Origin of the sequence: Domibacillus sp. 8LH, from assembly GCF_038806185.1 — a bacterium.
Taxonomy (GTDB): Bacteria; Bacillota; Bacilli; order Bacillales; family Domibacillaceae; genus Domibacillus; species Domibacillus indicus_A.
Genome location: NZ_JAVJNG010000018.1, coordinates 1 through 12,366, shown reverse-complemented (window position 1 = coordinate 12,366; position 12,366 = coordinate 1). Strand labels below are relative to the sequence as shown.

The following is a 12,366-nucleotide window of genomic DNA, read 5'->3' as shown; positions in this document are numbered from 1 at the left end:
GCGGTGTCTGCGATCATGGTCGCGATTAAACCAAACGCCGGAATAGTCATTATCGTCGTAGCATCTAAAGCCCATAAAAACTCCCCCTCTCTTTCTTAAAATGGCAGGATCAAACTGAACCCTGCCCTATATCATATGATTTTCCACACTCATTGGTATAGTTTGTGTTACTAGTTTGGATGAAAGAAAATAACTTTCACTGTGAAAAAGTGTTTTCGGCTGTCAAAAGAACACACTCAACAAGCTGCTAGTTTATCGGCAGCTTGTTAGGGCGAAGATTAGGAGTGGTTAAATGGCATTGCGCGAGGGGGAAAGAGGGAGAGTAACCTGGCCGAAGATCCTCTTTTTCTTTACAAGAATAAAGAAATGGATGTCTAAACAGCCTGGCTGGAGACTTTTTTTATTCTAACAATCATTTTAGATTCAATATACGAGGTGAAGTCCGATATTATAAGTGTGCAAACAGGGAAAATTTAAAATATTCGGGGGAGGAAAAAATGAAAATAAAAACGCGGCTCATTACGACAGTTTCCATTCTTGTTGTGGCAATTCTGCTGTTAGGAAGTTTTGCCGTTTATGTTTTAAATGCAGGGGCAGATAGAAATGCCTCGCTGCAGGATAAGATGGAGATGCAAAAAATAATGATTAGCATTCAGTACCGTCTGGCCGGATTATCAAACGATGAAAGGGCATTTATCATAACGGGTGATGCGCAATTTGCAGAAGGCATGGAAGAAAAAGCGGCTGATATCCATAAAAAAATGGAACAAATTAAAAGTCTTAGCCAAGAAGAGAAATATGAAAAAAAGATCAGTGAGATTGAAGGAAACTTCAACAATATCTGGAAAATAAATCAACAAGTGATTAGTGCTTATCAAGAAGATTCTAAAGGAGCAAAAAACCTTCACTTTGGGGAAGAAAGAACGCTAAGAAAAGAAGTATTAGATCCATCAATAGATGAATTTGTCGAAGCTCTTGATAAAGATGTGTCGGATACAGGCTCTTTAAACGAGCGCGTTACAACTGCAAGTACAGTGGCTTTTCTCATACTGGCTGCTGCTGCTTCAATAATTGGCATATCTTTAAGCTTTATACTTTTAAGGTCTATTTTAATTCCGCTGGGGGCTTTAAACCGTCAATTAAAGGAAATTGCCACAGGGGATGCTGACTTAACGAAGCATATGGAAGTTTCAGGCCAAAATGAATTTGGTCATCTGGCTAAATCTTTTAATACCTTTGTAGAATCCTTAAAACTCATGATTACTCAAATTAGAGAATCATCTGAACAAGTAGCTGCTTCATCACAGGAGCTTTCAGCTGGTGCTGAACAATCAAAAGCCACTTCGGAACATATTTCTGCAACCATGCAGTCGATAACGCAGAATTATAGCGAGCAAAGCCAGCTGACCGTAAGCAGTCTGAATGCGGTAACGGATTCATTAAACAGTATTGTTTCAGTATCTTCGAACACGTCAAGGGTGGCAGAAGTATCATCCACGATGAAAGAGCAAGCCGAAAGCGGCGCACATTCAGTAAAAGAAATGCTTGAACAGATGAAATCTATCAATCAATCTGTCGATATGGCAGATAAAGGAATCGGTTCACTTGTGTCCAGCGCTACAATGATCAAAGAAATCTCAACCCTTATTACAGATATATCTGGTCAGACAAATTTACTTGCACTCAATGCTGCTATTGAGGCAGCTAGAGCCGGAGAGCACGGCAAAGGATTTGCTGTTGTGGCAGAAGAGGTGAGGAAATTAGCAGATCAGACGAGCCAATCTGCACATCATATCCATACGCTTGTTTCCACGATTCAAAATGAATCTAACGAAACCATTCGCAGCATTCGGCTTGTTAGGGAAAATGTAAACTCGGGGATTCATCTTTCTAGAGAAACGGTGACAAGCTTTGATGAGATTTTACATTTAATCGAACAGGTAACCGTGCAGGTTCAGGAAGTGGCAGACGCGACTCAGTTTATTACGAATGGATTTAAAGAAGTTCAAAAAACGATTGAAGTCATGGCTGATGACTCTCAGGAAACACTGACTAGTACGGAAACGGCAGCCGCAGCTAGTGAGCAGCAATTAGCTTCTATAGAAGAGGTTTCACATGCTGCCCATTCATTGTCTAGATTAGCTGAGGAATTGCAGGCGATGATTGCACGATTTAAGGCTTAAGTTAAAACATGCCCCGAAGGAATGCTTCAGGGCATGTTTTAATTTTGGGATGTAAAGATGTCCTAATTTTAATGAGAAAATGTTATTGCTGCGAAGGCGGGGGAAAGGCACTTGTAGACTTTGAATAAAGCTTGATCAAAAATCCCAATGATGTACAGGGTTCAAGTATAAATTGAATCGTTTTAAGTTTTATGGAGCATTTCTTTGTAATGAGGAATGCTCTTTTTCCTTGCTCAAAATTAAAGGGATATTTACATTACAATAAAAATATAATACAAAGGAATAATAATTTATTGTAAAACGATAAATCCTGTATTAAAATCAAATTAACAATAAATAGGTGAGGTGTTTTTTATGAAACGAGGGTCAACACTCTTTTTAAAAATAGCTGTTATTCTTATGGGAATTCCAGTTCTTGCTTTGTGTCTATTTTTGTTGCCTCAAATAGCGAATGAAGCAAATGAAGCAGCAGAAAGAGGCGCAGATGTGGCTTTTGTGGTATATGGCATTTTAATGGTTATGTATGTATCGACGGTACCGTTTTACATTGCTCTGTATCAAGCTTTTAAACTTTTGAGTTATATTGACAAGAACAAAGCTTTCTCGAAATTATCTGTAAGGGCTCTAAAGAATATAAAAAACTGTGCCATCATAATCAGTGGCTTGTATGTGGCAGCCCTGCCATTAGTCTATATCATGGCGGAGATAGATGACGCACCGGGCCTCGTATTAATCGGAATGGTCCCTATCTTTGCTTCAATGGTAATTGCAGTGTTTGCCGCAGTTCTTCAAAGGCTTTTACAAGAAGCCATCGATATAAAATCAGAGAATGACTTAATCGTCTGAGGTGAAAAACATGGCAATTATAATCAATATTGATGTGATGCTGGCTAAAAGGAAAATGAGCGTAACAGAACTTTCGGAGAGGGTTGGAATCACGATGGCTAACCTTTCGATACTGAAAAATGGAAAAGCAAAAGCCATTCGGTTTTCAACTTTAGAGGCCATTTGTAAAGCTTTGGAATGCCAGCCTGGTGATATTCTAGAATACCGAAATGATGAATGAAGACACCCAGGGTAAATAAAGTGGGTTACTATATTCAGAAAAAGCCTTTGAGAGCACAGATTACGCGAGCACTAAAACAACTCATTCGTTTTGGTTGGGAGCAGGCCCTATCATGTTTATTTCCTGTTGTTATTTTTGCCTCCCTGGCTTTTACACAAATCATGCCACTTCCCTTCCTGCCTCGATATGACTGGCTGCTCATCATCTGCCTTCTGATGCAGTGGTGGATGGTGCGTTCTGGGCTTGAAACACGGGATGAACTAAGGGTAATTACATTGTTTCACCTGATTGGACTTGCTCTTGAACTTTTCAAAGTATATATGGGTTCCTGGTCTTATCCAGAGGAAGGATACTTCAAGATTTTTGGAGTGCCTTTGTACAGCGGATTTATGTACGCAAGTGTAGCGAGTTATCTTTGCCAGGCGTGGAGGAGGCTTAAGGTTGAACTGGTTAAGTGGCCGCCGTTTTTAATCGTTGTACCTCTTGCAGCTGCGATTTATTTGAATTTTTTCACCCACCATTATTGGATAGACGTCCGTTGGTGGTTATCTGGACTTGTCATTATCGTCTTTTGGCAATCATGGGTCACATACGAGATTGAGGGAACTCGTTATCGTATGCCACTCGCACTTTCTTTTGTGCTCATTGGATTTTTTATATGGACAGCCGAAAATATCGCAACGTTCTTTGGAGCTTGGGAATATCCAAACCAAGCCGATGCATGGAGTCTCGTTCATTTAGGAAAGGTGAGTTCATGGCTCTTACTAGTCATTGTCAGCTTTCTTATAGTAGCGACATTAAAGCAGGTTAAGGAAAAAATTCCGCCAGGATAGATACTAGTCCATTTTATAACTGTTAGGAACCCTTTTTTAGATTGAAGTTCTTCGAGTGTACAAAATTTCGAATAAGACAAAGCGTGTCACAGGCGTCTTTATGATAAATCGCTTCATTGAAATAAAAAGGGGGTCAAAAAAGAGCGGCATGAGAGCCGCTCTTTTTATTCAATCATTTTAAATTCCGTTGATAAAACAAGGGACAGTGACTCATTTTGTACATCTTCAGCGTTTACAAGGGAGTGCACCACTCGATAATCCCCTGCTGTAAGCGGCTCTTTATAGAGCTTTGAATCAAGTGAGATGCTGTCTGACATCGCCTGATTAAACCTTAAAAGGCTGGCGACAGCAGGCAGGGGAGTGAAGTCATCTGTATGCTCTACAGTAACCCATTTATTATTCACTCTTTTCTGAAGAGTGCCCGGTGTAAAGTAGTATGATTCAGGAGTGATGCTCGATAACGTAATCTTCACACTCTTATCGGCAGACAGGTCATAAACCTCTTTATCTGTTTTGATGGATACACCTGATTTATATGGCAGGTACTCATTGTCTTCTTCGGATAGTACTTCTTTTACTGCCTGGGCTACAATATCATTGCTCTTTGGAGTTAAATGAATACCTACTTTTTCGTCGATCAGCCCGCTCTTGATGATCGCTGCATCCGTTTCAGCACCCACTTCATCGATTAGGAGATCGTAAACGTCTACAAGCGGAACAGCCTGCTCTCTTGCCACCTGGCGGATGATATCATTGTAGCTGTCGATCCATTTACGCAGTCCGCCTTTCCCAGCGTATTTGCTTGCAATGTGAGGATGCTTCGCTAACTGGGATGTATAATATGTTTCTTCGACAGCAGGTGGATTTGTCATTAAGATGACCTGTGCGTTTCTCGCTCTGAGCTGGGCAATCATGCTTGTCAGGTTCTGTTTAAATGTCTCTTTACTGACTTGCGGCTGAGTGCCATTAGGCGGTATGAGCGCATCGTTTATGCCAAACATAATAGAAACGATACCAGGGTTTAAATCCAGCACTTCTGTTTTAAAACGCTTCATGCCTTGTTCTGTCGTATTGCCGCTGTATCCCGCGTTATATACATCTGCCTCCATATCCTGGCTGTAAAGGGCAGCTACCTGGTCTGTCCATTTATGGTCCTGGTACTCTGGATAATCCGCTTGAAAATAGGAGCCGGATGTATTGCTGTCTCCAAAAGCGATAAATCCAGATTTCTCTTCATTAAATAACGACTGCTGGTATTGATAGGCTCTGTGTATCAATAACGCCAGTGCGCCTCTTGTAATAGAAGCACTTGAGCCGTATGATGTTTTCGTTATTCCTGCTATGATGCCTGCATCTGTTAACGCACGGACAGCCTCTTCATATCTTGTTCCTTTAACGTCCGTAAATGGAGTCGGCTCATTATTCGTATCCAGGGAATGGTTAAGCACATTGTAAAGCATAATAGCGGCTTCGCCTCTTGTAATGTTAGATCCAGAACCAAACTCCGTAGTGGTTTTGCCGTTTACAACACCTGCCGCCTTCAGCGCTGAGACATAGAGAGCTGCCCGCTCTGGCACATCTGTAAATCCGGATACAGGCGGGTTTGGATATTTGGCGTGAAGGCCCATGTATTTGCCGAGTATCACAGCCGCATCTACACGCTTGACTGGCTGATTAACTCCAAAAGTTAAATCGGGAAATCCGTTTATTATTCCGCTTTTATAGAGAAAGGCAACAGCTTCTTCGTATCTTGTTCCTTCTGTATCCGTAAACGATACGGATGCTGCTTTCGCATTCAGTGGCGACAAATTGTTTTCTGTAGCTGCCTGCGCATTTTCTGCAAACGCTGGCGAAAGGGAAGAAGTAAGCACTGTCCCTGCTACAAGTGATGCAGCTAAAACATTCAATGGCTTTTTCATGGTTTTTTTCTCCTGTTATGTAATTTAATAGATTCATTATAACAAAATATTGTCCGATTACTCATGGATTATTTTTTCTAGAACATTAAAGTCTATTGGGTTTTTTCTAGGGATCCGTTCAAAAAAGCAAAAAAAAGACGAGTTTAACTCGTCTTTTTTCATCTGCCGGATTATCCAGGTACCGGTTACTTATGCCGTTATATCTTTTAAAGCTGTCTAGTTCTTTTGCTTAAGCGTCCTGCCAGTGGCGCGACAATAATACCGGCTACGACAACCTGGAGAACGTTTCCTGGGATAGAGCCGAATGGCTGAATCCAGTTACCGTAAAGAATCACTTCAGCAAAATAGTAGCCTACGATTTTGATCACCAGTGCAGCAGCTACTGCCAATGCAAAGACAACGATTCTTTTGCCGGGTACTTTTTCTGCTATGAGACCGGCTACAAAGCCCATGGCACCTACAATAACGAATGTAAACGGTGACCAGATGGCCCAGCCAGAAAGAACATCAAACAAGCCCATCCCGAAGGCGCCTGCAATTGCGCCTGTTTTTCTGCCGTAAAGAAAGGCTGCTAGAAAAAGAGGCACGTTGCCTAGGTGGATAAGGCCTCCGTTACCCATGATCGGGAGCTTTATGTTAATGAACATTGTGGCTACCAGGGTTAACGCGACAAAAAGAGCATTGATCACTAAAACTTTTGTTTTAGTTGTTTCTTTAGATAATGATGATGTATACATATGATAACCTCTTTCTTGTTGTAGAATTTTATCTTACTACTAATCTGTCAAATAATAAATACTTAATATTCTATTTATTCGTTCGGACAGGTATGGAATGCTGGTAACAGTGTCATGGAGTACCAGCGTGAAGTTTCAGGGGTTATACTCTTTATGAAGAGTTAGCGACTGTAAGAGCAGCTCCCTTAAGCACGGGTTTGCTCTTTTTTCAAAGTTCAATCTCAAATTTCGAGGAAGAAACATTACAAGCACTTGAAAATGTAGAAATGATTTTAAAAGCAGCAGGAAGTAAAAATGAGCAAATATTACGTATGACATTATATATTCCGGATGTGAAACTATGGGATAAAGTAGATGCTGTCTATAAAGAATTTTTCGGTGAGCATAAACCGGCACGTACTGTGGTGCCAACAAATGAATTACATTTTGGCTTTAAAATTGAAATTGAGGCAATTGCATATATTTCGTGATAAATTTTTTTACTCTGTTCATATAAAAAAGTATATTTTATATGAAAAACTATTTGAAGGGATGGATAAATGATGGAACAGTATATATGTAACCGCTGCGGGAAAAAGCATAATATTACACCAAGTTTATGGAAATGTAATTGTGGCGGCGTATTAGATTTAGTAAAAGAGACACCCCAAATTAATGTTGCAGCCTGGAATAACTATCCGAACTCTTTATGGCGTTATGTTGAAACAATGCCATTCGCAAAAGATTCTAAGACGTGGGAATCTATTACAATGGGTGAAGGCCAATCTCCTTTAATTGTTCTAGATGCCCAAGAGCCAAATGCGTATGTGAAAGTTGATTATATGATGCCTACGTTGTCTTTTAAAGATCGAGGAGCCGCTGTTTTAATGACGAAGGCCAAAGAGTTAGGAGTATCAAAAGTGATTGCTGACAGCAGCGGTAATGCAGGAACGGCCATTGCAGCATATGCGGCACGCTGTAATATGAAATGCGACATATACCTGAGTGATGAAACATCACCGAAAAAGATTGCTCAAGTAAAAGCGCACGGGGCTGCCATTAAACAAATTCGTGGCACGCGAGAAGACATTGCAGCTGCAGCGCAAAAAGCAGTAGATGAAGAAAAAGTTTTTTACGCAAGCCATGTATATAATCCTTATTTCTATGAAGGAACGAAAACGTACGCTTATGAAATCTATGAACAATTAAAGGGAGTGCCAGATGCGTTAATCATCCCAGTAGGTAATGGTACACTTTTACTTGGTGCATACTATGGTTTCAAAGAGTTGTTCGAAAATAAATTAATAGAAAAAATACCGAAAATTATTGCCATCCAGGCAGCAAACTGTGCGCCTCTTGCAAATGCTTTCGAAAAGGGGAAAGCGATAGCAGCACCTGTCACGAACAAAGGCACATTAGCAGAAGGTATTGCCATTGCAGCACCCGCACGTTCAAAACAAATTCTAGAAGCTGTGCGTGAAACAAAGGGGATGTTTATTGATATTAAAGAAGATGAAATTTTAAGTGCACGTGAAATGCTTGCTGATAAAGGTTTTTATGTTGAAGTGACAACAGCTGCTAACTATGCAGGTTACTTAAAATATAAGAAAACCCCTCAAGAAAAAGTGATAATTCCTCTTTGTGGTGCGGGGATTAAATCAAAATAACTGTGTGTATAAGCTGATATACAACTATCCGCCTTATCAGTTGCTTTAACTCTCGTAGTTAACGTAAGTTTTAGAAGCTTAAAAGATTAAAGGGTATATAAAGTTTAAAATTACACTTAAAGTAACAGTTGAACAAGTCAATTTAAAAAGCGGGTTCCTTCGTTACGGGAATCCGCTTTTTTACATAAGGACTCCCATATAAGAACGATGAGAAATAGGGTTTACTAGAGTTAAAATGAAAGTTTTGAAATTCTTACAGATAAAACGGATAAGGAGAAGGGGACTGATGAGCGAGTTGATAAGCAAAAATTTAAAATCCTTGCGGGAGCGACTTGGTTATACGTAAAAAACGTTGCCGAAAAAATTGGTGTAAAACCAAGTACAATCTCTGGATACGAATCGGGTGCTTGTACGCCTGATCCGAACACGATGGTAAAGTTAGCGAATGTGTATGAGGTCTCTTTGGATTACCTTCATGGAGTGAAGAATGCAGGAAAAGATAATAATGAAGAAAGTGAGTTTATGGCTTTTGAAAATGATCCCGAAATGAAACGATGGTTCAAAGAGCTGCAGAAATCAAAAGAAGAAGATTTAAGAAAGCTATATAAGATATGGAGAATTATTGAAAATAAAGAACATTAATGCTGCATAATGACCGTGCAGATTGGTCATTCGATTCGAATTGAAATCTCTGTATTAAAACTCTTCCTTCGAAATGATCCGCAACTGCCGGTGTTTATTTGATCTTAAACAGCATTCATGACGCTCGGGCCCGGCTAAACACGGTAAGAGCATAGTGGACATAGAGGAAGCAAAAGAGCTAATTGAAATCACTTCTTCAGACAGTGAGGTTCCGACTTATAAGGAATCAAGCGCAGTTGCTATTACTATTTCCACACGAACAAGATATATCTAATCCTTTCACGTTTGTTTATTTTAAACGATCTGTAGCAGAACCGCTGTCGTAATAAATATCAAAAAGTATTGACGCGTAAAGAGTTTGAAGCAAATAAAAAGTAAATGCTCCTATCATATTTGCGAAATTTGTTTTACTTCATTGATGATAACATCATTTTCAATCCACTCTTCCAGCAAGATGTTAAAAAGCAGAGGATTTGCTAAAGAAAAGCCATGACCTATTTCGGGAAGGAGCACACCTTTGCAATTAGGGTTGCTTTTCAAGATTTCCTTCATGGAGTCTTTCATGATTTTTTTTTCTTTCTCTCCTATGGTAACGACTATTTTGCTTCGTGCGTTCTTGAAGTTTTGTGGTATTTTAAATGACATGTTTTCGTTCATGATTCGGAAAAATGTATCCTTGCTGATTTGACGGCTCTCTTGATAATAAATATTGAAGTAGTCTTCATCAATATACATAGATTTTGCCTGGATGTTAGAAAAAGCTTTAAGCTTTACAAGGGGAAAGGCAAACCGCATAGACTTGGTTAGCATGTTCACGAAAGGTATAGGTTTCACTAAAGCACTATTAATCATGGCGAAATCAATCAGCTTTGGCTTTTTACTGAGCATGGCGATTAACACTTGAGCTCCTAACGAGAAACCGACTGCAATAACAGGTTTGCCTTTACCTGCTTCCTCAATCAATGTAATGATTTCCTCAGCCGCTCCGTTTATGGTAAAGGGTGTTCCGCTTTTACTGTTTCCCTGTTCGGGCAGATCAGGAACTAAACAATGAAATTGTGAAGAAAAGTATTCAACTTGTTTATCCCACATCCACCCACTAACTCCGCCGCCGTGAATAAAGACCATGAGCGCAGAGCTTTTATCTCCATACTTTTTATAGTGCATGCACATTTCACCACCATTTTTATCTTTTTACTTGTATCAATGATACTGCAAAAAATGTACATAGTCTCTTTCCTGATGCCGAAGCCACAATCTGTGCGAAAGAAGCCTTCAAAAATTCATTTACCAAACAAGGTCTTTCATTCATTGAATAGGGAGGAAGCCTTTTTCTGTGTGGTAGTCGAATAAGTATACTTCTATCCCTATAACTAATGGTCTGAGGGATGAATATATCTCCGTATTTAAATAAAAGGATAACATAGAATTACGGTGGTTCTAGCTTAAAGCTATAACAAGAAATAGATTTTTTGTGTTATCCTGCGCGTGTTTTTCCATGTTACATTTATCTCACATCAATAAGACAAGAGAAAAGCAGTCTTATCCAGGGGAGAACTCCAATGAAGAACGTTTTCCATAAACCAAGAGGAAGGAAGGAATTCAAATGACAAAAACAGCGGTTAAAGCGCCATTTAAAGCAGATCACGTAGGAAGCTTGCTTCGCCCTCAATCAATTCATGATGCGAGAAAGAAATTTGCGGAGGGTGCGATTACAGCTGAACAATTACACGCCGTGGAAACAGAAGAAATCAAAAGAATCGTAGACAAACAAATTGAAGTCGGCCTTCAAGCGGTAACGGACGGCGAATTCCGCCGCAGATTTTGGCATACGGATTTCATGGAGCAGCTGAACGGTGTAGAAGGGTATGTTCCTGACCATGGATATAAATTTGAAGGTGTAGAAACCGAGGCGTATGATGTGCGTGTGACGGGCAAGGTATCTTTTAATCCCGATCATCCTCATCTTAAAGATTTTATCGAATTTAAAGAAATCGTGGGTGACCGTGCAGTTGCCAAAATCACACTTCCAAGTCCAAATCAATTTTTTAATGCCGGTATCCGCAACGAAGACATTTATCCGGAGGTTGAAGATTTCGCAAAGGATATTATCCAAACCTATCGCGATGCGATTAGCGCATTTTATAATGCGGGCTGCCGTTACCTGCAGCTGGATGATGTGTATATTGCAGGGCTTTGTGCACCGGAGCTTCCATTTGCGAAAAGCGATTTGGAAAGAAAAAAATTGATTGACCTTGCTCTGCGTGTGGTAAACGGAGTGCTTGAAGGCAAACCAGAAGACTTAACAGTCACCACTCACCTTTGCCGCGGAAACTATCAATCTGCCTGGGCTTTCGAAGGTCCGTATGACCGAATCGCTCCGAGTTTCTTTGCGAAAGAAAAAGTAGACGGCTTTTTCTTAGAATATGATGATGAGCGTTCTGGTAATTTCAAGCCGCTAGAACATATTCCAGCAGGCGGACCACAAGTCGTGCTAGGGGTGTTTACTTCTAAAAACGGCGAATTAGAAGATAAAGAAGCAATCAAAGCTCGTGTACAGGAAGCAGCTAAGTATGTTCCACTTGAACAAATTTGCATCAGCCCGCAATGTGGATTTGCTTCCACACATCATGGCAATAAATTAACGGAAGAACAGCAATGGGCAAAATTAAAATTTATTGTGGATGTGGCAAAAGAAATTTGGGGATAAAATAGAAACAAGCTGTTGTGAGGTGCTAGCTAATAAAACGGATCTATTCTTTTAAAAGAATAGATCCGTTTTTTGCATAAAGAACTAGAGAGAAAGGGGGAGATAGAAAAGCGAGAAAATAAGATGAAGAAACTTCAGTCGTTTTGGAATCAGATCGTCCGTCCAGCGGGATCCTATCAAAATTAGATCATTAAAAGGGAAGAAAGGTAGCCAGTCTGCCTTGAAGGTGGTTCATCAGAAATGCAGGCAGATGAAGAGAAACTTAGTACTTTATCCAGGTAGACAGGGATTCTTTGAATAGGGTATCTTCTAAAATAAAGGAAAGGAAAATACAAAGAAAAATTTTCGTAATAAAATTTCAGGAATGTGTTGACTCTATTAATTGATGGTGTTATTATTTAATAGCTGTCGCTGATACGGACTGTTCCGCAGTAGCTCAGTGGAGCCATTTTAAAATCATATATATAAAGAAGCAAGGCCCCTTGGTCAAGCGGTTAAGACACCGCCCTTTCACGGCGGTAACACGGGTTCGAATCCCGTAGGGGTCACCATTTGGAGGATTAGCTCAGCTGGGAGAGCATCTGCCTTACAAGCAGAGGGTCGGCGGTTCGATCCCGTCATCCTCCACCA

10 protein-coding genes, 2 tRNA genes and 2 pseudogenes are annotated in these 12,366 nt (G+C 40.1%); 11 read left to right on the top strand and 3 right to left on the bottom strand.

What is annotated here, in order from left to right:
- Nucleotides 1–497 precede the first annotated feature (497 nt).
- From RG959_RS17325 to RG959_RS17310, 4 genes are all read left to right on the top strand, one after another.
- Nucleotides 498–2,183, top strand: a complete 1,686-nt coding sequence (locus RG959_RS17325; protein WP_342798181.1) for a methyl-accepting chemotaxis protein — start codon at nt 498–500, stop codon at nt 2,181–2,183.
- Between the two features lie 354 nt (nt 2,184–2,537).
- A complete protein-coding gene (locus RG959_RS17320; protein WP_342798180.1) occupies nt 2,538–3,029 on the top strand; it encodes a DUF2975 domain-containing protein in 492 nt (163 codons plus the stop codon).
- 10 nt (nt 3,030–3,039) lie between these two features.
- Nucleotides 3,040–3,249 carry a helix-turn-helix domain-containing protein gene (locus tag RG959_RS17315; RefSeq protein ID WP_242237644.1) on the top strand — a complete coding sequence of 70 codons (210 nt, stop codon included), beginning with the start codon at nt 3,040–3,042 and terminating at the stop codon, nt 3,247–3,249.
- Nucleotides 3,250–3,269: 20 nt separating this feature from the next.
- On the top strand, nt 3,270–4,082 hold the full coding sequence (locus RG959_RS17310; protein ID WP_342798179.1) for a DUF817 domain-containing protein: 813 nt from the start codon (nt 3,270–3,272) through the stop codon (nt 4,080–4,082).
- A 164-nt stretch (nt 4,083–4,246) separates the two neighbouring features.
- On the opposite strand, the gene RG959_RS17305 is transcribed toward RG959_RS17310, so the two are convergent.
- Entirely contained in the window at nt 4,247–6,001 is a 1,755-nt protein-coding gene (locus RG959_RS17305) for a GDSL-type esterase/lipase family protein (protein WP_342798178.1), read from the bottom strand.
- A 206-nt stretch (nt 6,002–6,207) separates the two neighbouring features.
- On the bottom strand, nt 6,208–6,738 hold the full coding sequence (locus tag RG959_RS17300) for an ECF transporter S component (RefSeq protein ID WP_342798177.1): 531 nt from the start codon (nt 6,736–6,738) through the stop codon (nt 6,208–6,210).
- A 230-nt stretch (nt 6,739–6,968) separates the two neighbouring features.
- Between RG959_RS17300 and RG959_RS17295 the strand changes: the two are divergent.
- The 4 genes and pseudogenes from RG959_RS17295 to RG959_RS17285 form a co-directional block, all read left to right on the top strand.
- Nucleotides 6,969–7,208 (top strand): annotated as a pseudogene (locus RG959_RS17295) (RidA family protein); the annotation flags it as partial.
- A 72-nt stretch (nt 7,209–7,280) separates the two neighbouring features.
- Nucleotides 7,281–8,384, top strand: coding sequence for a threonine synthase (locus RG959_RS17290; RefSeq protein WP_342798232.1), 1,104 nt, complete (start codon nt 7,281–7,283; stop codon nt 8,382–8,384).
- A 249-nt stretch (nt 8,385–8,633) separates the two neighbouring features.
- Nucleotides 8,634–8,846: pseudogene (locus RG959_RS25190) on the top strand (helix-turn-helix domain-containing protein); the annotation flags it as partial.
- Nucleotides 8,847–9,026 carry a hypothetical protein gene (locus RG959_RS17285; protein ID WP_342798176.1) on the top strand — a complete coding sequence of 60 codons (180 nt, stop codon included), beginning with the start codon at nt 8,847–8,849 and terminating at the stop codon, nt 9,024–9,026.
- A gap of 387 nt (nt 9,027–9,413) precedes the next feature.
- Here the strand turns inward: RG959_RS17285 and RG959_RS17280 are convergent, their stop codons facing one another.
- On the bottom strand, nt 9,414–10,199 hold the full coding sequence (locus RG959_RS17280) for an alpha/beta fold hydrolase (protein WP_342798175.1): 786 nt from the start codon (nt 10,197–10,199) through the stop codon (nt 9,414–9,416).
- A 433-nt stretch (nt 10,200–10,632) separates the two neighbouring features.
- Between RG959_RS17280 and RG959_RS17275 the strand changes: the two genes are divergently transcribed.
- The 3 genes from RG959_RS17275 to RG959_RS17265 all read left to right on the top strand — a co-directional run bounded on the left by RG959_RS17275 (nt 10,633) and on the right by RG959_RS17265 (nt 12,366).
- Nucleotides 10,633–11,736, top strand: coding sequence for a 5-methyltetrahydropteroyltriglutamate--homocysteine S-methyltransferase (locus tag RG959_RS17275; RefSeq protein WP_342798174.1), 1,104 nt, complete (start codon nt 10,633–10,635; stop codon nt 11,734–11,736).
- Between the two features lie 476 nt (nt 11,737–12,212).
- Nucleotides 12,213–12,287, top strand: a tRNA-Glu gene (locus RG959_RS17270).
- A 3-nt stretch (nt 12,288–12,290) separates the two neighbouring features.
- A tRNA-Val gene (locus RG959_RS17265) sits at nt 12,291–12,366 on the top strand.